We start from the raw sequence: 23,863 nt of genomic DNA on the forward strand, positions 1-23,863 counted from the left end.
GCGGTTCCTCCGTTGTCATCAGCAGGCTGTTTGCGCCATTTCTTCATTCGGTCAGAAGCAGCTTATAAAGGGGGATATTATCTTCAACCATATCAGCTAAAGTATGCTTATCCAGTTCATTCAAAAATGTTTCTATTGCCTGACTTAATACCACTTTCAGGCGACATGCAGAGGTAATATGGCAAGATCCCTGACTACAGTTAACCAATGATAACGGCTCGAGAGCACGAACAACATCACCAATTCTAATATCCTTTGCTGGCTTACCCAGACGAATGCCGCCGTTTTTACCACGAACAGCATCTACTAATCCTAAATGGCTCAACTGGTTAATAATTTTTACCATGTGGTTACGAGAAACACCATAAACACGAGTGACTTCAGAAATACTGGTCATCCGGTTTTGCGGTAAAGCAGCCATATAAATTAGCGCCCGCAAACCATAATCTGTAAAACTCGTTAACTGCACATCAACCTCTGGATAATGAGATATAATTAAAAAAATAAGTATTTGTTCAATTTATATACCTTGAATTGGCCAAAATCATGTTAATCATCTGGTAGTTAGCAAAAAAGACCATAATAAATAGCAAAAAACCGGGCTGAAAAGCCCGGCTTTACCTGATTATGTGACACAATCAAGCATCAAACGGATCACGCAGAATCATCGTTTCTGAACGATCCGGGCCTGTAGAAATAATATCAACCGGAACACCGGTCAGCTCTTCTACACGTTTGATATAATTCAGTGCCGCCTGAGGCAATTTACTGTGTTCTTTCACACCAAAAGTACTTTCGTCCCAGCCTGGCATAGTCTCATAAACAGGTTCAATACCTTCCCAGTCATCCGCAGCCAAAGGCGTTGTTTCAACCACATGACCATCAGGCATCCGGTAACCAACACAAATTTTGACGTCTTTCAAACCATCCAATACGTCCAGTTTGGTCATACAGAAACCTGACAATGAGTTGATTTGTACTGCGCGACGGATAGCAATGATATCCAGCCAGCCAGTACGGCGGCTACGCCCCGTCGTCGCACCAAACTCCTGACCTTTTTCACGCAGGTAATTGCCTGTTTCATCAAACAACTCAGTTGGGAATGGGCCAGCACCTACACGGGTGGAATAAGCCTTGATAATCCCCAACACATAATCAACATAACGTGGACCTAGACCGGAACCTGTTGCAACGCCACCTGCCGTGGTGTTGGAAGAGGTCACGTATGGATAGGTACCGTGGTCGATATCCAACAACGTGCCTTGTGCGCCTTCGAACATAACCAGCTCACCTTTCTGAGTTGCTTTATACAACAGGTCAGAAACGTCAACAACCATACCCGTCAGAATATCGGCAACAGCCATGATTTCGTCCAGAGTTTTCTGGTAATCAACCGCCGGTTCCTGGTAGTAGTTAACCAGTTGGAAGTTATGATATTCGATAATTTCTTTCAGCTTGGCTGCAAATACTTCTTTATCAAACAAATCACCAACACGCAGGCCACGACGTGCAACTTTGTCTTCATACGCAGGGCCGATACCGCGGCCGGTTGTACCAATTGCTTTTGCGCCACGTGCTTTTTCACGGGCATTATCTAACGCAACATGGTACGGAAGAATAAGCGGACAAGCTTCTGAAATGAGCAAACGCTCGCGGACAGGAACACCTCGGGACTCTAACGCGTTCATCTCTTTCATCAGCGCGTCCGGTGCTAATACGACTCCGTTTGCGATGATGCTGATAACATTTTCACGCAGGATCCCCGACGGGATTAAGTGGAGAACGGTTTTTTCACCGTTGATAACCAGTGTATGACCAGCATTATGGCCCCCTTGATAACGAACAACATACTTAGCTCGTTCAGTCAGCAAGTCGACGATCTTGCCCTTGCCCTCGTCACCCCATTGGGTGCCCAATACGACAACGTTCTTACCCATTTCAAAAATTCACTCGGTTGCTTAAAAATGGATTCTAACATCTCATTCCGCACCTTTCAGTAATTTTTATCACATCCGTTATTTTTGTTGACCACCTGACACGACAAGGCCCGCCTGATGCGGGCCTTACTTAGATATTCAAACATCAATCAATGCTGAACTGCACGTTTTTCAGGTGCTTTCATATAACGGAAGAAATCAGTATCCGGGCTTAACACCAGAACATCTTTCCCATCTTCACTGAAGCTCTTCTCGTAAGCGCGTAAGCTACGGATAAAGGCATAGAAGTCAGGATCTTTGCTGAATGCATCAGCAAACAGTTTAGCGGCTTCTGCATCACCGGAACCCCGTAAGGTACGGGCTTCACGCTCCGCTCTTGCCAATGTTTCGGTCACTTGTTTATCCGCTGTTGCGCGCAATTTCTCTGCTTCTTCCTGCCCCTGAGAGCGGTGACGACGGGCTACTGCTTCACGCTCTGCCCGCATACGCTGGAAAATAGCTTCTGAAACTTCCAATGGCAGGTTAATCTGTTTGATACGCACATCAACAACCTCAATCCCCAGAGCAGCCATACTGTTCGGATTAATAGCCAGTTGTTTACCCGCAGTTTCTTTCGCTACACGAGCCGCAGCGGATGCAATAGCGTCATCTGCTTCACTGGTAGCCACTGCTTCGCCGTCAGTCGTACCTTTGTTCAGGGCGTCACGAACATCAGTAGTCAGTTTACCACGGGAATCAGTCACAATGCCGCGCACATCCAGACGACCAATCTCAGAACGCAAGCGGTCACTGAACTTACGTTTTAGCAGAACTTCAGCCTGAGAAATATCACCGTTACCCGTTGCCAGATAATAACGGCTGAAATCGATAATACGCCATTTCAGGTAGGAATCGACAATCAGGTCTTTGTTTTCACTGGTCAGGAAACGGTCCGCCTGAATATCCATAGTCTGGATACGAGCATCAAGTGTTTTCACTGTTTCAACGAATGGCACTTTAAAGTGCAAACCCGGTGCATAAACGATCGGTTTATTTTCCGCGTCACGGGCAACCTTACTGAAACGCAGAACAATACCACGCTGCCCCTCATGCACAACAAACACTGAGGTATACAAAGCCACCAGTACAGCGACAATAATAACAATGAATGACTTACGCATGATTATTGTCTCCCTACTCTGACAGTATCGTTACGCAGATTATCTGTACGACTGTAATCTACTGTCCGGTTTGAACTTGAGGGTGTTGTTGGGCGAGTAACGCGCGGGCTGGAAACCGTTGTATTACCAAGCTGACTTTCCACGGCCGTTTTACCACTGGCTGCATCGCTACGGAACATTTGCTCTAATGGCAGGACCATCAGGTTATTACTGTTCTCATTGGCAATAACTTTGCGGGTATTACTCAGTACTTTTTCCATAGTTTCAATATACAGACGCTCACGGGTAATTTCCGGTGCTGCTTTATATTCAGGCAGCATCTTGGCAAAACTCGCCACTTCACCCTGCGCTTCCAGTACCACACGCGCCTTATAAGCCTTGGCATCTTCGATTAATCGTTGAGCCTGGCCATTTGCACGTGGCTGAACTTCATTAGCGTAAGCTTCCGCCTCACGAATGTACTGCTGCTCATTTTCACGGGCAGCAATCGCATCATCAAACGACGCTTTGACTTCTTCCGGTGGACGGGCAGTCTGGAAGTTGACATCCAGCAGTGTAATACCCATTTTGTATGGACGAATTGTTTCTTCCAGTACCCGCTGGGTATCACTACGTACAATGGTACGGCCTTCAGTCAAAATTTTATCCATAGTGTATTTGCCGATAACACCACGAACCGCGCTGTCTGTTGCCTGACGCAGGCTGTTATCAGGGTTTGTTACGCTATAGAGGTAAGCCGCTGGATTAGTCACACGGTACTGAACGTTCATTTCCACACGAACAACGTTTTCATCGGAAGTCAACATCACACCGGATGCCGCCAGTTCACGAACAGATTCCACGTTAACCGGAACAACTTCATCAATGAACGTTGGTTTCCAGTTCAAACCTGGCTGCACAATATGGCTCAATTTACCCAAACGGGTAACAACACCACGTTCTGTTTCTTTAATCGTATAGAAACCACTGGCGGCCCAAATCACGACAACAGCGACAACAGCAAGGCTAACAATACGCCCGCCAAACTTTGCCCCCTGGTCAGAACCATTACCGCCCTTATTCCCACCGAAACCACCGAGTTTACTACTCAGCTTACGGAACAGATCGTCGAGATCAGATGCCCCACGGTTTCGACTACCTTTGTTCCCGCCGGAGTTGCCGCTATTATTCTTGCTGCTCCCCCACGGGTCGCGGTCTTGTCCGTTGTTTCCGGGCTGATTCCACGCCATGTTTTAACTCCATTCTTTTATGATTGGTTTTTCAGGCCAAGAGCCGCTTGTAAACAAGCCCGCTCTCAATCACACAAGTTTTCAAATATTCATCTGACAAGCACATCAGACGATATAATCAAACAAATCCTGTTCTTGTTTGCACAGACGGCGCCAGTCAACAATCGGCATTCTCACTTCAATACCAACTTTGCCGTCCTCTTCTATCCACTCTTTCTCTATTGCCTGAAGTTGATAGAAGCGGCTGCGTAAACGACCCGCTTCTGGCGGCAAGCGCAATTCGTAGTGTGCGATTTCACCCGAAAGACGCTCCGTTAACGCTTGTAACAACAACGGGATACCTTCACCGGTTTGCGCCGACAACCAAACTCTGACCGGTAAGTTATCTTCGTTGCGATCAATACGCGGGGTGAAGTCCTCCAGCATATCAATCTTGTTCATCACCAGCAGTACCGGAATTTCATGCGCTTCAATTTCTTCCAGTACACTGTCAACTGCGGTAATATTTTCGTCCAGGCGACTATCCGCAGCATCAACAACATGCAGCAATAGTGTTGCCTGCCGGGTTTCCTGCAATGTCGCTTTAAATGCCGCAACCAGATCATGAGGCAAATGACGGATAAAACCAACAGTATCAGCCAACACTGCCGTGCCAACATCATCAACTCCAATCCGCCGCAACGTTGGATCCAGTGTTGCAAACAGCTGATCAGCTGCGTAAACCTTAGCGGAAGTCATACGGTTAAATAAGCTCGATTTCCCGGCGTTGGTATATCCCACCAGAGAAACCACCGGTATATCCGCCTTATTCCGCGCCTGACGCCCCTGTTCACGCTGCTTCTCAACCCGACTAAGGCGGCCCAGAATCCGGCGGATCCTATCCCGCAGCAAACGCCGATCTGTCTCTAGCTGAGTTTCCCCCGGCCCCCTTAGACCAATCCCACCCTTTTGACGTTCAAGGTGAGTCCATCCCCGGACAAGACGGGTAGAAAGATGGCGTAACTGTGCCAGCTCTACCTGCAACTTACCTTCGTGAGTTCGCGCCCGTTGAGCAAAAATATCTAGGATCACACCGGTACGATCGATCACCCGACACTGACAGAGCCGTTCAAGGTTACGCTCTTGCGCAGGGCTAAGAGTATGATTAAACAGCACAACATCAGCACCACTAGCCTGTACAGCCTCCGCAATCTCCTCAGCCTTACCTTCTCCGACAAAATATTTCGGATTAGGTACTTTTCTGCTCCCTGTAACAATTTGAACAGGAACCACACCAGCAGAGGTTACCAGTGATTCAAACTCACTGAGATTGTCTGTGTCTTTATCCTGCGAGAAGAAAATGTGCACCACAACGGCTCGTTCACCGCCTTCATAACGCTCAAACAAAGGTGGGACCTCTCAGGCTGAGTAAAAAACTATAGGAAAAAACATAGGTAAAGTCTCCCTACCTATGTTTTTCTTCATTTTGTTACCATTCTCAAGCTTATTCAGCGCCATCACTTTCCTGTTGTGCTGCCGGAGCGGAAGCTCCACCAGAGTGGTAATTACCGACACTTGCCCCTACACCCGTATTGCTACTGTGATGAGAAACCGGGCGGGAAGGTACAACAGTCGAAATGGCATGTTTATAAACCATTTGGCTAACCGTATTTTTCAGTAAAATGACAAACTGGTCAAAAGATTCAATCTGCCCCTGCAATTTGATGCCGTTGACCAAATAAATAGAAACCGGGACCCTTTCACGCCGTAATGCGTTCAGGAACGGATCTTGCAAAGATTGCCCCTTAGCCATTCTATATTTTCCTTATTTTGTTGTTTTTAACTAAGAACCTGGAGGTTCGAAAAAATAAACTACTCAAAAATTGCGCTTTGGTACTCATCAATTGTACACAATCAATAAACCTATGCACTAACAACCTGCATAACTGTGCTTAAAGCCTGTTCAGGTTGAGAACTCTCCAACCAATGAACAGGCTCCCAACCTCTGAGCCAAGTTATTTGACGCTTTGCCAACTGGCGTGTTGCACAAATACCACGATAAACCATTTCATCGTAGTTAATCTCGCCGGAAAGATAGGACCACATCTGACGATAACCAACGCAACGAATAGAAGGTAAATCCACATGCAAATCATGACGAGCATAAAGTGCTTTAACTTCTTCTTCAAATCCTGATTCAAGCATTTGATGAAAACGCGCTTCAATACGTTGATGAAGGATCTCACGCTTTGCCGGCGCAATAGCAAATTGATGGACACGGTAAGGAAGCATTTCTCCTGACAATCTCGTCAGCTCAGTGAGAGTTTTACCTGAAATAAGAAAAACTTCCAGTGCCCGGGAAAGCCTCTGTGGATCATTGGGATGAATTCTTAACGCCGCCACAGGGTCGATCTCCTGTAGTTGCTGATGCAATGCATTCCATCCTTGTTCTGCCGCCTGCTGTTCTATCTCCGCCCGAATAGCCGGATCAGCAGAAGGCAAAGGTGATAAACCTTCAAGCAATGCCTTGAAATAAAGCATCGTTCCGCCAACCAACAGAGGAATACGCCCAGAAGCGGTAATTTCTGCCATTTCCCCCAATGCATCCCGACGGAAATCAGCCGCAGAATAAGGCTGAGAAGGATCAAGAATATCGATCAAACGATGAGGCGCCAACGCTTGCTCTTCTGTTGTTGGTTTAGCGGTACCAATATTCATTCCACGATAAATCAACGCAGAATCAACGCTTATCAGTTCCACAGGAAGATGCTGACGCAAAGCGATAGATAAGGCAGTTTTGCCTGAGGCCGTCGGCCCCATAACAAAGATTGCCGCTGGCAGATGTTGAGCTTTCTGATCACTCATGAGTAAGGGATGCCACCACTGCTTGTAAATCAATTAATTGTAATAGCCCATCTGGTGGAGATTTTACCAGTTGTGGGCAAAGCCGCTCAACATCAGCCAATAACTGTATTGCCTGAGCAACATTCCACGTTTCATGCTCACTGCCAATATGACGAGCAAGCCAAGTTACAATCTGTTCTTCCGATACTGATGGCTGCTGCGCCAAATAGTTTAACAATTCAGGAATTAATTTGGGCAAATTTTGCTGGCGCAATGGTAACGATACAGCACGTAGTGTTGCTTTTCCATGAGATACAGACGCTTCAATACCAAAAGAGCCTAATAAGTCACTATAACGATTTAAAGCGCTCGCTTCTTCCTTACTGAGAGCAAGTTTCAGCGGGATCAAAAGTGGTTGTGGTTTCAGTCCTTGCTCCGTTGGTGTCAACTGTACTTGTTTCAACCAACGTTCGGCGACTGGCAAAGATAGCAATCCAAGACCTAACGGAGATTCAATCAGAGCGTAACATGGCGGATATATACTCAATACTTTACCAAAACTATGACTATTATTTTTAACCTGAACAGGAACAGACGTCACTTTTTCCGCCATAACAGGAGAGGTTCTTGCCGGGAACAGCTCCCTTTTCTCTTCGGGTTCCGGTACAGATTGCATCAACTTCTGATACAACTCACCCTGAGGTTTTTGATAATTGTCCCCATGATACTGACGGTTTTCACCACTGCGGGGAAAACCTGTACCACTCCTGCCTGACAAAGCCTCTTTTGGTGATGAAGTTGCCGTAGATGCGGCGGTATTTTGCCGGGAAAAATGATTTTCGCCCGCTGATGGGCGGTTTTCCGGCTCCCAAACCGGAGCAGGTTCACAACATGCCATACCCAGTTCAGCGCCGCTTCCGCGCTGTTTTAATACAGCGGTTACCCCCTGATAGATAAAATCATGTACCAAACGGGCCTGATGGAAGCGAACTTCATGTTTCGCCGGATGTACATTCACATCCACCTGATGCGGATCGACTTCCAGATACAAAACATAAGCCGGCTGCTGTTCTCCCTGGATCAAATCTTGATAAGCCTGACGGATAGCATGATTAATTAAACGATCACGCATCATTCGTCCGTTAACATAGCAATATTGAATCTCTCCACTCGCCGTCGCATTCATCGGATCAGCAACCCATCCCTTGATGGACAAATCGCCATGCTGCCAGGAAAGAGCAAGCGCTTGTTGCATAAAAGCGGCACCACAAATGGAAGACAAACGTCGTTCATACTGTGATTCATCTTTTGCTGGCCGGTACTGGCGAAGCAACTTACCGTTATGATGCAAATTGATTGATACATCCAGACGCGCTAGCGCAATACGCCTGACTATTTCATCAATATGACCAAATTCTGTTTTTTCTGTTCGCAGAAATTTACGCCGCGCGGGAGTGTTATAAAACAGATCTAACACTTCAACCGTACTGCCTACCGGATGGGCAGCCGGCTTCACTGTGACTTCCATATCCCGTCCTTCAGCGTAGGCTTGCCAGGCTTTATTCTGCTCTTCAGTACGGGAAGTCAATGTCAGACGCGAAACTGAGCTAATACTGGCCAGCGCCTCTCCGCGGAATCCCATACTGATAATCGCTTCCAGATCATCTAATGTGGCAATCTTACTGGTGGCATGGCGAGCCAGTGCCAAAGCAAGATCCTGATGATTGATTCCACAGCCATTATCACGGACACGGATAAGTTTTACTCCACCGCGTTCAATTTCAATATCAATGCGGCTGGCTCCAGCATCAAGACTATTCTCCATCAACTCCTTTACGACTGATGCAGGACGTTCTACTACTTCGCCAGCAGCAATTTGGTTTGCCAATTGAGGAGGTAAGATCTTGATCGCCATAGTTAACCTTTACTTCCTGGCTGTTTTAGGTGCAGCCTGTAATGGATGGGCCAGAAAATAGTTGCGCAATCCCCGATGGATAGCGCTTGCCAGCTTATCCTGAAAATCACTGGAACCAAGTAATGCTTCTTCCGCTGAGTTACTGATAAATCCTGTTTCTACCAAAATTGAAGGGATATCCGGTGAACGTAGCACACCCAAACTGGCATGTTCTGGCGAGCGTTTATGTAATGAACCCACTTTGCGCAACTCATTCAAAACCTGTACTGCAACATTATAACCCACCCGTTGAGAGTGACCGAATTGTAAATCCAGTACCGCCTGGCTTAGATAAGGATCTGCGCCATTTGCCAATGCATCGCCTGCACCGCCTAGTAATTCAGACTGTTTCTCATGCTGCTCAAGCCAATTACCCAATTCGCTGTTTGCACGCTTGTTTGACAGTACCCAGACAGAAGCACCACGGGCGCTGCGATTAGGTGCAGCATCAGCATGAATAGAAACCAGCATATTTGCGCTATGTTTACGCGCAACCTCAGAACGACCTGCAACAGAAATAAAATAGTCTCCGTTACGGGTCAAAACAGGTTTGAACATAGGATCATTACGCAATAGCACTTCCAATTTACGCGCAACACTAATAGTGACATTCTTCTCTTTCAGTCCATGTTGCCCGATCGCACCAGAGTCTTGTCCGCCATGTCCCGCATCAATCGCAACAACAACCCGCTGACTCCCCTTGGGAGTCATTAGTGGAGTCGCCTTTTTTGTCGCCGGCTGTTTATTATCAGCAATGACTGATTTACTTGCTGCCACGTGTGAACTTTCTCTGAAAACAGGATTACTGACAGCTATACCGGAAGCCCGCAAGGTAAAAATAACCCGATATTCACCACCCGACTGCTGCACTATAGAGTTGACTTTAACTTTTTTATTTAGTTCAAACACAATACGTTTTTTTTGTGCATCAGGTGCCTGACTGGCGCGAATTTTCTTCACTAAATCCAGTCCCGGCAAATTCATTGGCAAACCAATAATATTTCCTGGCTGGTGAATATCTACCACCAAACGTTCGGGTAAATGCAACGGGAAAAAGCTGTAATCAGGGCGACCACCTGAAAAAACCATCGTCACTTTGGATTCACTGACACTATTACTCACGTGAATATTGGATAAAGTCGCCGCTGTCGCTGTTACCACCACTAAACTGCTCATCATGATAAACAGCCAGCAAATTATCATAAAACTGATTTGCCATTTCTTTATCATTTTTGCAACTAAAGGGTGCATCATGGTCGGGTTATCCCTCATAAATATTTCAAATTATCCAACAAGCTCTCACCATATTCAGATAAAGCAATAAAATGTGCCTGTCGCCCTTCGGGCTGGTAACTCAAATGTAATTTAATATCTGCCTCCGGTAACACACCTTCTCCTTGCTGAGGCCATTCCACCAGACAAATGGCATTCTGATGGAAATAATCACGAATTCCCATAAACTCCAACTCTTCCGGGTCAGCTAACCGGTAAAGATCAAAATGGTAAACTGGCCTCGGTGTTAAAGCGTAAGGTTCAACCAAAGTGTAGGTTGGGCTCTTCACATGCCCTTGATGACCCAGAGACTGCAAAAAACCACGGCTGAATGTCGTCTTACCCGCGCCTAAATCACCATATAAATAAATGACACTGCCATGATTACAGGCAGCCGCAACCGCGCCTCCAAGGGAAACCGTTGCCTCTTCATCTTGAAGTGATAAAACAAGTTCTTTCATCGAATAATATCTGTTGTTTTATGAATTCATCAGCTAAAACAATAACCCTAACACAACTCTATTATCAACATTTAACATCTTCTGCTCTGTTTCACTGCCGGACTCACTATTTTTGGCCTGCAACAGATTATGCTATACTGCGGTTCCTTGCAGCATAAACTAATTTCCGCCATGGCAACTTCTCTCGATCTCAATCTCTTGGTCACAAGCATCAAACAATGGGGCCTCTCTCTTGGTTTCCAGCAAGTTGGCATTTGTGATATTGATTTATCAGCAGAAGAGCCGAAGCTCCAGGAATGGCTGGATAAACAGTATCACGGTGAAATGGCATGGATGAAACGCCACGGTATGATGCGTGCCCGCCCAAATGAACTGCTGCCAGGAACATTACGCGTCATTAGTGTAAGAATGAATTATCTCCCTGCCAAAGCCTCTTTTGCCAGCACACTCAGTGATTCTGCACTCGGTTATATAAGCCGTTACGCTTTGGGAAGAGATTATCACAAACTACTGCGCCAGCGTCTGAAGAAACTGGGTGAACAAATTCAAGACTATTGCCATGACTTCGAATATCAGGGCATCCTTAATTTCCGGCCTTTTGTTGATTCCGCACCAATAATGGAACGCCCACTCGCTGCTAAGGCCGGATTAGGCTGGGTTGGTAAACACTCGCTTATCCTTAATAGAGAAGCCGGCTCATGGTTCTTTCTTGGTGAACTACTGATAAACCTTCCCCTACCTGTAGACACGCGACAGGAAGAACAATGTGGCCGCTGTGTGGCCTGTATGACAACCTGCCCAACAGGTGCAATTATCGCTCCTTATACCATTGATGCTCGCCGTTGTATTTCTTATCTCACGATTGAATTGGAAGGTGTTATTCCTGAAGAATTTCGCCCACTGATGGGAAACCGCATTTATGGTTGTGATGACTGCCAGATTATTTGTCCGTGGAACCGCTTTTCCCAACTAACAGATGAAGGTGATTTCAGCCCCCGGGCAGCATTACATACGCCGGAATTATTGGATTTATTCAATTGGAGTGAAGAAAAATTCCTGCGAATAACAGAAGGTTCTGCAATCCGCCGTATCGGGCATTTACGCTGGTTACGCAATATTGCAGTTGCCTTGGGAAACGCGCCATATCAAGACAACATCGTTCTGTCTCTGCAACAGAAACTAGGATTAAACACAATGCTTGATGAGCATATTCATTGGGCTATTGACCAACAAATGACTCGCCGGGCAACCAATACTGTCAATGTACAAACTTCTCAACAAAAACGGCTTATCCGAGCGATAACCAAAGGCTTACCCAGAGATGCTTAATTATTAGCCATCCTGGCAGTGTATAAAAAAATTCAAATAATTTTCCTGTGAATAAAATAAAAATCCCTTGCTGATCAATACTCAAAAAAAGCGCAAGTGATCAGTATGACATTTCTTAACAAAGGACTATTCCGAAAAATTATCAATAACTTACAGAAGAAATATTGATTTTATAAAATGTAAGATCAGCAAAATCCGAAAGAAACAGCCTGTGGATAAGTCTGTGTGGTAATTTTAAGGTGTCGTACTTATTTACCAGGGAATCACTTTCTATTCTGTGGATAAAAAATAGAAATCAGCACCGAACCCTACAGCCCAAAAATCGAATCAAAATAAGCGAGTATTATCATTGAGGAAGAAACTTGGAGAGGGAAGCAAATCGTTTGAATCCCACTTAACTCATTGATTCAACAGAGATTTTTAAATAGATCGTCGTTGAAAGGAGTGCATTATGTACCACCCTCAAAAGTTTGGCAAGCAGAAGTTGAAAAAACTTTGGGGGCTAAAGGATTATGCCTTTCTCCTTCCTGCGTGTCCTGAGCCAAACGACGAAGATAAATCAAAATTGATTTCGCCCATTTACAACAGATTATTATCGCAGGCACACACTACCGAAATATAAGGTGGCTTATGCAAAGAAAAACAGGAAACCAACAACCAGGCAGTAACTCTTTACGGATAGACATTACACAATAACTGTAGAGTCGCCGCACAGATTTAAACATCCAACGAAAGCTTGCGTTTGATCCCAGGTTATTGCAGTGAGACTCTCTTCATATCGGATTGCGCGCAGTTGTTGCATACAGATAACAGTAAAATAACTATCTAGCAATGAGGATCGAAAAATGAAAAGATTCACCAAAATTGCAGTAGGTCTTCTAGTATTAACCGCAGCTCAAACGTCCTTTGCCGCCACCAGCAATTGGTCACAAACAATTCGTGCTCCAAACGTTTATGGTGGAAACTCCACCAACTCAAACTTCTTTAACACACCCATCTCGGTACCGGCAAAAGCAACTATCACGACAGTATCCTGGAACATAGGCTTGTATGCCAATGGTGCAACAACTCAGACTTTTAACGTTTGTTACACCCCAAGATACTCTTCCACCCCATCACAATGCCTGGATGTCTCCGGCAGTCTCAATGGCTCCACAAATGCCTTTATTGGCAATGATGCCAAAGGTTCCTTTAGAATTAGCGGGATTCTGACCGGAGGAACTTACCCTGTTTACCCATCTCACTACAATACGATCATAGTCGACTATCAGTATTGAGCAACCCGACCTGAAGCCATAAGGCTTCAGGTCATTGACGAAAAGTCACACCAATACATGCCAAAACAACACCCCATCGATAGCGTTGAAAGTGCCATCTTTTCTGATGATCCTACGCCTACCTAGCAACGAAGTCTGTCAATTGAGAAACTGTCGAACCCACCATTCGGAATTTTTTAACCGTCAATGTGATACGGGCCATGAACCAATGAAACCTGCCGGAAATTACTCTCTCTACTGTCCCCTTTTAGTATCGGCATGATTACCAGCGCTGACTGGGGTTATGCCAGAAAAGTGCCGAAAGATAAGCATCTGACCGGAAAAATCTTTACTCAGCGCATTAAGCGTAACAACCTGACGCAGAGAACTCGAATCAAACAGCTTACCCGCAAAACCATCTGCTTTTCGCGCTCTGTCGAATTACATGAAAAGGTCATCAGCGCTTTCATCAAAAAACGTATGTTAAACTAATGGGAGGCATCACCAGATTTTTCAACAAAATTTATATTTCATTCAAATTCGAAAAACTCTATCAGCAAACTGGATTGTTGATTGCCTATGCGCAATCATAATTCGCGTTATTTGCATGTTGCCTATAGAAAGGTTTATTATATTTTCGTTTTCATCGTCTAAATGGCTTGTTGCCTCATCTAAAAATAGAATTTTCGGTTTTTTATATAAGGCACGAGCAATCATTAATCTCTGTTTCTGACCTCCAGATAAAGAATTACCTAATTCACTAATATTCGTAAAATAACCGCGTGGCAAATCTTTAATATGGATAACGCAATTAATTTTGTTAAAAACGATTTTATTTTTTCAACATTTAAAAATAATTTCCATAGATTTAGTTTATTATTATTTTTTTGAAAAGAGGTGCTTTTATAAACTTCAAAAGCCTCACAAATATTATCTGGTATATTTTTCTTTATGATTCCTTCGTTTTTATCGAAAATTAAGCAATATTTGCTTTTTATTGACAGCACTACCTGAAAGTCACCATTTTTTAACTTTAAAATTAAAGGAGTTTTTATTTTGTAATTTATTGAATGAACAGGTATTTTTCTGATATCGATATTAGATACTTTAGATAAATAGATTAATTTTTCACTTTGCGATAAATTCTCAGATGGATTTATTTTGACTTCTGAGTTGAGTGTTTTTAAATATCTTCCTAGAAATATAAAACAAGCCGTATCATATGGCTCATGATTTAAATCATTACAAATCGAATCAAGGTTATTGAAAAAATTTAATTTTAAAGAACCTATTGCTTTATCAATCATTTTTATTTTCCTTGGTAGCGCTTTGTGTTTTATATATGGGCGTAAAAATCCAATCGTATAATGTTCTTCTATCATAAAAGAGTGTTATTTTGGCTATCAAATTATCTCTTATATAAAATTTTGTATCTTTAAGTTCTATCATGGATTCAGTTCCCGCTATTAATACTTTATAAAAAGAAAGGGAATCGATATTCTTATAAGGTTTTAAATTATACTTAGATATTTCATCATCGGTAGCAGAAAGATTAGAGATAGATTCTATTTTTCCAACAAATTGACCGTATTGCTCATAAGGAAAAGCATCATACCGTATTATTACTTGATCATTCACTTTAATATATGGAATTACATAGTTAGGCACCCATGTTATAATATTGTGCTTTTTGATTGATGGACTAACTTGGATGAGAACATCACCTGTATTTACTTGTTCACCCTGTGATGTATTTAATGATTCAATTATGCCATTAATAGGTGATACCACTATCTGTTCATTTTTTATCTCAAGATCATTTAAGTAATTTTGCAAATCAATTATTTTTAACAAATTAGATTTTATAAATATTTCACTATCGTTTTTTTCTTCCTCTTCTTTCTCTTCTAACTCAGCCATTTTCGAAACAATATCATTCCTCTGCATAAAAATCGATTGATAGAGGCCATATTGTTGATAATAATTATAGCTCTGAATTACTGCCTGTTCTTTTGTTATTAGTCCTTTTTTAAGAAAATCCTCAAAAGATTTTTTATTATTTTCAAAGCTGGATAAGCCGTTTTGAATATCGATTTCAATTTTTGTTGTTTTACTTAATAATAGTTTGTATTGAGATATTTGTTGATTGAACGCATAAATTCTTTTTGTAGATAATTCTTCACGATTAGCTATTGATTTTTTGATAATCTCTATTTGGTTAGATACATTATTTAATTTTAGATTAACGTCTCTTCCTTCCTTAGTTATAAAACTGGAATCTATAGATACTAATTTATCACCTTTATTAACAAGCGCTCCATTATGAACAAATACATTCTTTATGAAACCATAACTATTAGTTTTTATGTTTAATGATTTTGGCGTGCTAACCACCTCCCCTTCAATTTCAATCCTTTTGGCAAATGAACAAAAAAACATCAGATAAATAATCATGAATATAACTAAAAATGACAAAATATAAATTATATTTGAATTAAAGGTGTTAACTAAATAAGCATTACCATCCCATTCAAATCTATCTGTATTAGACCTATTTATATTTTTAGTCATGCTGACCTCTACAGTTAAAGCCTGCTAGTAATGCTAGACAGGCTTTCATTACATCACATGTTATAATATATCATTTATTAAACAATGTTTAAATTTAGCTATTTCTTTTTCGTCGATATCACGTAAAGGTTTTTGCGTGTCATCAGTTATTAAAAGCTCACCGCTAGATTTAGGATTTCCTTTTGTAGCATCAATTGTAACATTTAAGTTTATAGTGTATTTTTTCCCATTTTCAGGCAGATAGTTTATACAATGTGTAATTGCTCCTTTCTTTTCATACTTAGCCTCATGGTTGTTAGATTCTGCATAAGTTAATGCGGGAATAAATAAAGTCAGAATAAGGAAAAAGTATATTTTTTTAAATAACACAGTCATATTAAACACCTTATTTTCATGTAATTGAAAGGCTTTACTCTTCATATAGAAGAATATCACCGGGTTGGCACTCTAGAACTTTACATATTTTCTCAAGCGTGTTAAATCTAATTCCTCTTGCTTTCCCATTTTTTAAAATGGACAGGTTTTGCTCAGTGATTCCAATTTTCTCAGCTAGAGCTCTTGATGTCATTTTATTTTTAGCCAGGATTATATCCAGGTTAACCACAATAGTCACTTTTCACCTATATAATCGAATCAATGTCATTTTTAATATTAAATCCATTCTTTAATATGTTAGTAAAAATAAACACAAACCCACTAAAATACAGCCCCATTACCTGCCCCCAAGATAATGAAATCATTATCAACCTATCACCCGGTGGGTTATTTAATGTAAGCAAATAAGATGTCAGCGGAACTGACAAGAAATCTATCACAACCCATGAGAAGATATAGAGAGAGATTTTTTTCAGAGACCTCACATTAGCGAGACTAAAAATTTTCATTTCAATTACGCTAGTGTAAAAAACTTTAATTTTATGCAGAATTGTTATTAACAAAATTATTGGAATTGTTGAAAGTAAAGCGCATAAAAAACCTGACTTTATCGACAAAATTTGGAATTCTGGATTGGCTCTAATTCGGTCTGCCAAAAAAAAACCTAAACCGCTTGGGTTATAACTTTTGTTAAACCAAGTGTAAACATTCAACACAGCTAGTGTCACAATGAGTAATTGTGTAATAAGAATCATTACGTTGATAAGTTTGTTGTTCATGGTTATCAGCATCTTGTTTAACGATAATTATTTATCGTAATACGATAAATTAATTTGTCAATGTTTTTTTTGAAACGTCTTATTCATTGTAATGTAAACAATATTTTTATGGATGGACACGACTTTTGAAGTGGTCAATAAAAATTGATCACAACCTGAGAGGTTTTCCAAAATCATCGTTCTGATTCGTTGGGTGTTAGCCCATAGCTATACCAATGAGAGCGAAGTTGGCTGTAATAACTCGTGATTGAGTGGAAAGCCTCCGTAAAATTCGGATATCCCTCTTGAGGAACCCATTCACTTTTTAAGCTCCCGAAGAAGCGCTCCATTGGACTGCTATCCCAACAATTTCGCTGGCGGCTTTCCCCTTGATTCCCAAGCCATTGTAAGGGATTTCTTTGTCAGCCCAGAGTCCTGTGAGAAGGACATTGCCCAGCCGATGGGTTTACGGGCAAAAAGGTCAGCAAGCGAAGCCGCAATTTGAACAAGACGTTTTGAACGTCGCTTATCGCCTAATTCAGCGTGCTTAAAAGTTTCTTCTGCCCCTCCTTGGGTGTTGACTGAAAACATCATAACTGACCTCACTTATTTTTTATTGAGATCAACAACAGACACGAAAGTTCCAAAACATTTTAGAACCACAGAAATATTTGTGTAGGAAAAACAGCGTAAAAGCAGGGATTTTACACTGCGATCAACATATTGAATTCCTGACCTAAAAAGTGCCCCGGCTCAGGGCACTTTGATTTCTAATCTTAGAATCGATAACTATGAACATTTGAGTTCCAAGATGGAATTGCCGCATGTTTTACTAACTTTTCCAAAGCTGTTTGATCAAGATCTTTTACTTTGTTGTCTTTTTGCACCATAGCACAGTCTAGTAGTGCATTATTCCACACCTTAGCATTATTTGTGTCGTTCATTTTAATTATCTCATTTCAAAGTTGAATGACTGGTATTGTAGTCCCTTTCTCATTAAGGCCTAAGTAATTTTTCAAATAAGCCTTTGTTTCACCCAAACCATCATCCATATGGTTTGAATACGGTTCAGCCGGAATTATGTTCTTCTCTAATATTCTTTTTCCTATATGGGCATACATTTTCTTTAAACTTGGACAGTAATAGTCTCTCTGATAATAAGCTCCAGAATAAAATTTATATGACCTGGATTGGCATCCTCCATGACAGACATGCTGCCATTTGCATTTGGCGCACTCCTCATTTATTGGCCTATTGCGCCAATTAAAAGCGACCTTAGAGTTAAATAGTTCATATAAGGATTTATAATTTATGTTTCCATATTTTAAGTCATTATGACCAGACAAGCTTGCGCACGGGTAAATATCGCCTAATGGATCGGTCGAGCAGTTCGCATTCCCGCACTGGGACATGCCGATACAATCAGCGGCACGTCCAGCTATAATAGACTGTGTTTTTCTGACAAAATCAGAAACATGTATATAGTTTTCATCATCCGCATCAAACCATAAATCATAGACTTTTTTCCACGGTTCAAAAAATTCATCAGCGTCTAACCCTAAATCATTATATGCATCATTAGCCCTACCTGATTTAATTAACGGGATAATGTTGAAAACTATTCGTTCACTTACAAAAAACTTGTAAAGCTCTTCTGTTCTATTCATATTTTCTTTATTGATTACTATTACACTTCCAAAATTTATATTGGCAGCCCTTAATTTTTTAATTCCTTTCATTACATTATCAAAACTGCCTTTACCATTTTTATAAACTCGATTTTTATCATGATTATCTTTATCCCCATCTACGGATAAACTTATAATAAAGTCATTTTTTTTAATGAAATCAATCCATTTGTTTGAAATTAATGTTCCATTCGTTTGAATAGTATTTATATAATTTATCTCTTTACAGTATTTCTTTTGAAAAAGAACCGCATAATTATAGAAGTCAATACCTACAAAAAATGGTTCGCCACCATGCCAAATAAATTCAACACCTGTAAATCCACCAACTGTTCTCACATAATCAAATGTTTCTTTTATAACGTTTTCTAACGTAGTTAAGTTCATTACAGGTCTTCTTTCATCTTCATTGTAGCAATAACTACATGCCAAATTGCAAAGATGAGTAGGTTTAATTACATTAATGAAATTCATCACATCCCCCCTTATTTACCCCGTCATATAACCATATAAAATGTGTGTGTATAATCAAGCTTCAAAGGAAAGAAATGCCACAGTGGTCACATGTTGATTTAGGAATTTTATGTTTTTCAATACATTAATAAATAAACTAGATAATTCTCTGGATAATGCCGTCATGAATTAATCTATGTAATAATAATGCCTGATTACACGAATGGATGACTTAACCATGAGCACACCCGCACACTGTTGTCACGATATCTCTGATCGTGTTTGGCGTTTACTTGAGCCTCACTTACTAGGACATCAGAACACCTGGGGACGTGTCGCTTATGATAATCGACTATTTATTAATACGTTTTTTTGAATTTTACGGACAGGCACCCCTGGCGAGATTTACCCCCCAATTATGGCAATTTCGCCGTTTTTGTCGGTGGCATGACAAAGGCGTATGGGAAGGATTGCTTGAAGAACTCATCTCTGAACCGAATTTCGAATGGCTGATGATTGACGCCAGTCACATTAAGGTTCATCCCCATGCCCGAGGGGAGGAAGGTGGCAATCAGGATAGGAGGCGTACAAAAGGGGCCCCAATACCAAGATACACCTGGTCGTGGATGTGCATGATATGCCGGTCAGAGCACTTATTACAAGCGGTCCCACAGCTGATTGCTCACAAGCTGAGGTCTTGATTGAAGGAATAGATGCGGCACATTTATTGGCGAAGCGAGGCTATGACAACAATGCCATTGTTGAACAAGCAGAAAAACAAGGTATGGAAGCGCAAATTCCCAGCCGTAAAAATCGCAAAGTGAGACAAGAATATGACTGTGAACTCTATCGGCTCAGACACTTAGTTGAAAATGCTTTCCTCCATCTTAAACGCTGTGGTATAGCGACCCGTTATGCCAAAAATAGTGGCTCATTTCTTGCTCGTGTTTAGATCCGCTGTCTCGCTCTTTGGTTAGGAATTTTATGACGACACTATCTAGCATTCAACCTACATCAAGCTGTCTCTTGTCGCCATCATCTGGAGCAGGACATTTGTTGCAGGTCGCTACATTTCTGTCGAAACGCCGCCCTTACTGTCAGCAAGTCTCAGATTCATTCTTGCGGGTATAACGCTAATCATCTTCCTCATTTTGCCAGGAAAGATGTTCGTCAAGATAAATCTACATCAACTATTGAAAATCATGGGACTTAAAAGTCGCGATTGGCTAAAGACTTTAATAGATATCTATGGAAGGAGAATTGGAGCGGGAAACGAGACTCGAACTCGCGACCCCGACCTTGGCAAGGTCGTGCTCTACCAACTGAGCTATTCCCGCATTACTGACTGACTAATCATAGCCTGATTGAAAACTTGGAGCGGGAAACGAGACTCGAACTCGCGACCCCAACCTTGGCAAGGTTGTGCTCTACCAACTGAGCTATTCCCGCGTCGCTGATTGGCTAACTATAACCTGAAATAACATACTGATGACAAACCGAAATTTGGAGCGGGAAACGAGACTCGAACTCGCGACCCCGACCTTGGCAAGGTCGTGCTCTACCAACTGAGCTATTCCCGCATATCTTTCAGTATGCCATACCTGACAAAATTCTTCATCGGTATGGGGAGCGCATTATACGAAAAATCGTTGCGCTCGCAAGTCCCTTCAACGCAAAAAAACAAACTTTTCGGTCAAGTGGCGATTTAATAAACACCAATGCGGATTAATAATCATCACACTGAGCTTACGTTATCATAGCCAACAGAGGACAAAATAAAACTTTCTTATTCCGATTGAATAAAATGTTCCCGGTAATACGCTAATTCAGCCACTGATTCGCGGATATCATCCAATGCCTGATGCGTATTCTGCTTTTTTAATCCCGCTAAGATTTCCGGTTTCCAGCGACGGGCTAATTCTTTCAGTGTACTGACATCCAGATAACGGTAGTGAAAATAGGCCTCCAGCACCGGCATATAACGGAACAGAAAACGCCGATCCTGACCAACACTATTACCACAAATGGGTGAAGCCCTCGCGGGAACCCATTGTTCCAGAAATTCAATCGTCGCCTTCTCTGCCGCACGATCATCTATTTTGCTTGCTTTAACACGTTCAACCAACCCACTGCCAGTATGGGTACGCACATTCCATTCATCCATCAGAGCAAGTTGCTCATCAGACTGATAAATCGCAATGACCGGCCCTTCAGCCAGAATATTCAAATTTGCATCGGTGACAATTGTCGCAATTTCAATAATGCGATCCCGCTCTGGATCTAAACCCGTCATTTCCAGATCTATCCAGATAAGATTGTGCTCACTTTTTGACATGTTATATCCTAGGTTGGAGAGATAGTTCTTATTAATGGTGTATCATAGCGCTTTTAAAAAATAGCAGCGATAAATATGGAACAAGTGAGGTTCGGTGGCTAAGAATAAATTATCCAAAGGCCAGCAACGGCGGGTACAGGCAAATCATCAGCGCAGACTGAAAAAACAGGATAATAAACCTGAAATGGATGATAGCCAGTTAGGTGAACCCCAAGAAGGGTTGGTTATCAGCCGTTTCGGCCAACATGCTGATGTAGAGGCCGCAGACGGTTCTATACAACGTTGTAATATTCGCAGAACGATCCGTTCATTAGTCACCGGTGATCGGGTGGTATGGCGTCCTTCGCTGCAAACGCAAACAGATGTTAAAGTAAATGGCATTGTTGAAGCGGTTCACGAGCGGACTTCGGTACTGACACGCCCTGACTACTATGATGGCATTAAACCTATCGCCGCCAACATTGACCAGATAGTTATTGTGTCAGCCATTCTCCCTGAGCTTTCACTCAATATTATCGATCGCTACCTTGTTGCCTGTGAAACACTGGGCATTGAGCCATTGATTGTACTAAATAAAATTGATCTACTGGACGAAGAAAGCCGTGAGTGGGTCAATGAAGTCATGTCCACATACCATAATATTGGTTACAGAGTATTAAAGTTATCAAGCCATACTGGCGAAGGTATGGAAGAATTACTAAAGATGCTTGCAGGCAGAATCAGCATCTTCGCCGGTCAGTCCGGAGTGGGTAAATCAAGTTTACTGAACACGCTGCTACCAGAGGATGAAAAAGAAATTCTGGTCAATCAGGTTTCAGAAGCTTCCGGTTTAGGTCAACACACCACCACGGCATCCCGCCTTTATCATTTTCCATATGGCGGTGATGTGATTGATTCTCCAGGTGTACGGGAGTTTGGCCTGTGGCATTTAACCCCAGAACAGATAACTCAGGGTTTCGTCGAATTCCGCGATTATCTGGGAAATTGTAAATTCCGTGATTGTAAACATCGGGAAGATCCAGAATGTGCATTACGGAAAGCAGTAGAAGATAGCGAAATAACCGAAGAACGTTTTGAGAATTATCACCGTATTCTCGATAGCATGGACCAAATTAAACCACGCAAGATGTTTACAGATAACGATAGCTATACCCAAACCCAATAGATTTCAAGTTGCAGCGCGGCGGCAAGTGAACGCATCCCCAGGAGCATAGATAACTATGTGACTGGGGTAAGTGAACGCAGCCAACAAAGCAGCAACTTGAAAGATGAAGGGTATAACTGACATTAAATAAAAGGACGGGTACAATAGCCCCCTTTTATCTAATTTTGCCGATAAAATAACATCCAAGAGGTTGACGTGCTGGATAACATTAAAATCAGGTTGCATTATTTACTACCTAAACAGGGAATTACGAATCTGGCGGGCTGGTTTGCGAATAAAAAAGCGGGCTGGCTGACTCAACTGGCAATCAAGGCGTTTGCCCGTGTTTATAAAGTGGATATGAATGAAGCGAAGGCACCTGAGTTTTTAGCCTATACGACATTCAACGAATTCTTTATCCGCCCATTAAAAGAAGATGTTCGCCCGGTTGTCAGCGAAGCACATCAATTAGCACTACCTGCTGATGGCATTATCAGTCAATTAGGTAATATCCGTACAGACCAGATTCTTCAGGCCAAAGGGCACCACTATACCCTTGAAGCCCTGCTAGCCGGCAATCATCAATTAGCAGATATATTCAGTGATGGGCAGTTTGTAACGACTTACTTATCACCAAAAGATTATCACCGTGTACATATGCCTTGCGATGGATTACTGAAAGAGATGATCTATGTTCCAGGTGATCTATTCTCTGTCAATCCGTTAACTGCCGCCAACGTGCCAAACCTGTTCGCCCGTAACGAAAGAGTCATCTGCCTGTTTGATACTCAATTTGGGCCAATGATACAAATTCTGGTTGGTGCAACTATCGTCGGCAGTATTGAAATGGCCTGGTGTGGGACGGTTACGCCACCACGGGAAGGTATTATCAAACGCTGGGCCTACCCTGACGCGGGTACAACCGGCGCGGTCTCGTTAAAGAAAGGTGAAGAAATGGGGCGCTTCAAACTGGGTTCTACCGTTATTAACCTGTTCGCAGCAAATCAGGTGCAGTTAGCCGGGAACTTAAGCAGTGGTTCAGCAACCCGCATGGGTGAACTATTAGCCCAAGCGATAATACCTGAAGAACCTACTGATAACATAAGCTAATCCCCTTC

The 23,863-nt window shown here is 42.2% G+C and carries 22 protein-coding genes, 3 tRNA genes and 5 pseudogenes; 6 read left to right on the forward strand and 24 right to left on the reverse strand.

The window, feature by feature from the left end; genetic code table 11:
* Positions 1 to 43: 43 nt before the first annotated feature.
* The 10 genes from nsrR to tsaE form a co-directional block, all read right to left on the reverse strand.
* Positions 44 to 469, reverse strand: coding sequence for a nitric oxide-sensing transcriptional repressor NsrR (gene nsrR, locus C5471_RS03740; protein ID WP_133813863.1), 426 nt, complete (start codon positions 467 to 469; stop codon positions 44 to 46).
* Between the two features lie 169 nt (positions 470 to 638).
* The gene (locus C5471_RS03745) at positions 639 to 1,937 is read right to left on the reverse strand and encodes an adenylosuccinate synthase (protein WP_133813864.1); all 1,299 of its coding nucleotides are present in this window, start codon (positions 1,935 to 1,937) and stop codon (positions 639 to 641) included.
* Between the two features lie 149 nt (positions 1,938 to 2,086).
* Positions 2,087 to 3,097, reverse strand: coding sequence for a protease modulator HflC (gene hflC, locus C5471_RS03750; RefSeq protein ID WP_133813865.1), 1,011 nt, complete (start codon positions 3,095 to 3,097; stop codon positions 2,087 to 2,089).
* 2 nt (positions 3,098 to 3,099) lie between these two features.
* A complete protein-coding gene (hflK, locus tag C5471_RS03755) occupies positions 3,100 to 4,326 on the reverse strand; it encodes an FtsH protease activity modulator HflK (RefSeq protein WP_133813866.1) in 1,227 nt (408 codons plus the stop codon).
* A 105-nt stretch (positions 4,327 to 4,431) separates the two neighbouring features.
* Positions 4,432 to 5,712, reverse strand: coding sequence for a ribosome rescue GTPase HflX (gene hflX / locus C5471_RS03760; RefSeq protein WP_133813867.1), 1,281 nt, complete (start codon positions 5,710 to 5,712; stop codon positions 4,432 to 4,434).
* A 97-nt stretch (positions 5,713 to 5,809) separates the two neighbouring features.
* Positions 5,810 to 6,118: an RNA chaperone Hfq gene (gene hfq / locus C5471_RS03765; protein ID WP_023044707.1), complete on the reverse strand. Its 309-nt coding sequence runs from the start codon at positions 6,116 to 6,118 to the stop codon at positions 5,810 to 5,812.
* Positions 6,119 to 6,228: 110 nt separating this feature from the next.
* A complete protein-coding gene (miaA, locus tag C5471_RS03770; protein WP_133813868.1) occupies positions 6,229 to 7,170 on the reverse strand; it encodes a tRNA (adenosine(37)-N6)-dimethylallyltransferase MiaA in 942 nt (313 codons plus the stop codon).
* Positions 7,163 to 9,064, reverse strand: a complete 1,902-nt coding sequence (gene mutL / locus C5471_RS03775; RefSeq protein WP_133813869.1) for a DNA mismatch repair endonuclease MutL — start codon at positions 9,062 to 9,064, stop codon at positions 7,163 to 7,165. The genes miaA and mutL overlap by 8 nt, the downstream gene beginning before the upstream one ends.
* A 9-nt stretch (positions 9,065 to 9,073) precedes the next feature.
* Complete coding sequence (gene amiB / locus C5471_RS03780; protein WP_133813870.1) at positions 9,074 to 10,357, reverse strand: N-acetylmuramoyl-L-alanine amidase AmiB; 1,284 nt, start codon at positions 10,355 to 10,357, stop codon at positions 9,074 to 9,076.
* A 14-nt stretch (positions 10,358 to 10,371) separates the two neighbouring features.
* On the reverse strand, positions 10,372 to 10,836 hold the full coding sequence (gene tsaE, locus C5471_RS03785; RefSeq protein ID WP_133813871.1) for a tRNA (adenosine(37)-N6)-threonylcarbamoyltransferase complex ATPase subunit type 1 TsaE: 465 nt from the start codon (positions 10,834 to 10,836) through the stop codon (positions 10,372 to 10,374).
* 171 nt (positions 10,837 to 11,007) lie between these two features.
* Here tsaE and queG point away from each other — a divergent pair, with 171 nt between their 5' ends.
* From queG to C5471_RS03800, 3 genes and pseudogenes are all read left to right on the forward strand, one after another.
* A complete protein-coding gene (queG, locus tag C5471_RS03790) occupies positions 11,008 to 12,165 on the forward strand; it encodes a tRNA epoxyqueuosine(34) reductase QueG (protein WP_133813872.1) in 1,158 nt (385 codons plus the stop codon).
* 845 nt (positions 12,166 to 13,010) lie between these two features.
* Positions 13,011 to 13,442, forward strand: coding sequence for a flagellar protein FlhE (locus tag C5471_RS03795; RefSeq protein ID WP_133813873.1), 432 nt, complete (start codon positions 13,011 to 13,013; stop codon positions 13,440 to 13,442).
* 204 nt (positions 13,443 to 13,646) lie between these two features.
* Positions 13,647 to 13,913, forward strand: a pseudogene (locus C5471_RS03800) (IS1 family transposase); the annotation flags it as partial.
* A gap of 42 nt (positions 13,914 to 13,955) precedes the next feature.
* Here C5471_RS03800 and C5471_RS03805 read toward each other — a convergent pair.
* From C5471_RS03805 to dynA, 10 genes and pseudogenes are all read right to left on the reverse strand, one after another.
* Positions 13,956 to 14,231, reverse strand: a pseudogene (locus tag C5471_RS03805) (ATP-binding cassette domain-containing protein); the annotation flags it as partial.
* The gene (locus C5471_RS03810; RefSeq protein WP_133813874.1) at positions 14,174 to 14,728 is read right to left on the reverse strand and encodes a hypothetical protein; all 555 of its coding nucleotides are present in this window, start codon (positions 14,726 to 14,728) and stop codon (positions 14,174 to 14,176) included. The pseudogene C5471_RS03805 and the gene C5471_RS03810, both read right to left, overlap by 58 nt.
* A complete protein-coding gene (locus C5471_RS03815; RefSeq protein WP_133813875.1) occupies positions 14,721 to 15,992 on the reverse strand; it encodes an HlyD family secretion protein in 1,272 nt (423 codons plus the stop codon). Before C5471_RS03815 ends, C5471_RS03810 begins: the two co-directional genes overlap by 8 nt.
* 60 nt (positions 15,993 to 16,052) lie before the next feature.
* On the reverse strand, positions 16,053 to 16,412 hold the full coding sequence (locus C5471_RS03820) for a hypothetical protein (protein WP_133813876.1): 360 nt from the start codon (positions 16,410 to 16,412) through the stop codon (positions 16,053 to 16,055).
* A complete protein-coding gene (locus C5471_RS03825; protein ID WP_133813877.1) occupies positions 16,402 to 16,605 on the reverse strand; it encodes a helix-turn-helix domain-containing protein in 204 nt (67 codons plus the stop codon). The genes C5471_RS03820 and C5471_RS03825 overlap by 11 nt, the downstream gene beginning before the upstream one ends.
* A gap of 7 nt (positions 16,606 to 16,612) precedes the next feature.
* Entirely contained in the window at positions 16,613 to 17,146 is a 534-nt protein-coding gene (locus C5471_RS03830) for a DUF2975 domain-containing protein (protein WP_166295652.1), read from the reverse strand.
* A 173-nt stretch (positions 17,147 to 17,319) separates the two neighbouring features.
* A pseudogene (locus C5471_RS24175) lies at positions 17,320 to 17,620 on the reverse strand (IS3 family transposase); the annotation flags it as partial.
* A 24-nt stretch (positions 17,621 to 17,644) separates the two neighbouring features.
* Positions 17,645 to 17,719 (reverse strand): annotated as a pseudogene (locus C5471_RS25220) (hypothetical protein); the annotation flags it as partial.
* A gap of 182 nt (positions 17,720 to 17,901) precedes the next feature.
* The gene (dynB, locus tag C5471_RS03840) at positions 17,902 to 18,069 is read right to left on the reverse strand and encodes a dynobactin A family peptide antibiotic (protein ID WP_166295655.1); all 168 of its coding nucleotides are present in this window, start codon (positions 18,067 to 18,069) and stop codon (positions 17,902 to 17,904) included.
* Between the two features lie 15 nt (positions 18,070 to 18,084).
* The gene (gene dynA, locus C5471_RS03845) at positions 18,085 to 19,287 is read right to left on the reverse strand and encodes a dynobactin maturation radical SAM/SPASM protein DynA (RefSeq protein WP_133813880.1); all 1,203 of its coding nucleotides are present in this window, start codon (positions 19,285 to 19,287) and stop codon (positions 18,085 to 18,087) included.
* 217 nt (positions 19,288 to 19,504) lie between these two features.
* Here dynA and C5471_RS03850 point away from each other — a divergent pair.
* Positions 19,505 to 20,218 (forward strand): annotated as a pseudogene (locus C5471_RS03850) (IS5 family transposase).
* A 309-nt stretch (positions 20,219 to 20,527) separates the two neighbouring features.
* On the opposite strand, the gene C5471_RS03860 reads toward C5471_RS03850, so the two are convergent.
* The 4 genes from C5471_RS03860 to orn form a co-directional block, all read right to left on the reverse strand.
* A tRNA-Gly gene (locus C5471_RS03860) sits at positions 20,528 to 20,603 on the reverse strand.
* 36 nt (positions 20,604 to 20,639) lie between these two features.
* Positions 20,640 to 20,715, reverse strand: a tRNA-Gly gene (locus C5471_RS03865).
* A 55-nt stretch (positions 20,716 to 20,770) separates the two neighbouring features.
* A tRNA-Gly gene (locus C5471_RS03870) sits at positions 20,771 to 20,846 on the reverse strand.
* A 206-nt stretch (positions 20,847 to 21,052) separates the two neighbouring features.
* Positions 21,053 to 21,601: an oligoribonuclease gene (gene orn, locus C5471_RS03875; RefSeq protein ID WP_133813881.1), complete on the reverse strand. Its 549-nt coding sequence runs from the start codon at positions 21,599 to 21,601 to the stop codon at positions 21,053 to 21,055.
* 94 nt (positions 21,602 to 21,695) lie between these two features.
* Between orn and rsgA the strand changes: the two genes are divergently transcribed.
* Positions 21,696 to 22,766, forward strand: coding sequence for a small ribosomal subunit biogenesis GTPase RsgA (gene rsgA / locus C5471_RS03880; RefSeq protein WP_133813882.1), 1,071 nt, complete (start codon positions 21,696 to 21,698; stop codon positions 22,764 to 22,766).
* 195 nt (positions 22,767 to 22,961) lie between these two features.
* The gene (gene asd / locus C5471_RS03885) at positions 22,962 to 23,855 is read left to right on the forward strand and encodes an archaetidylserine decarboxylase (protein WP_133813883.1); all 894 of its coding nucleotides are present in this window, start codon (positions 22,962 to 22,964) and stop codon (positions 23,853 to 23,855) included.
* Positions 23,856 to 23,863 lie beyond the last annotated feature (8 nt).

Origin of the sequence: Photorhabdus tasmaniensis, from assembly GCF_011189505.1 — a bacterium.
Taxonomy (GTDB): Bacteria; Pseudomonadota; Gammaproteobacteria; order Enterobacterales; family Enterobacteriaceae; genus Photorhabdus; species Photorhabdus tasmaniensis.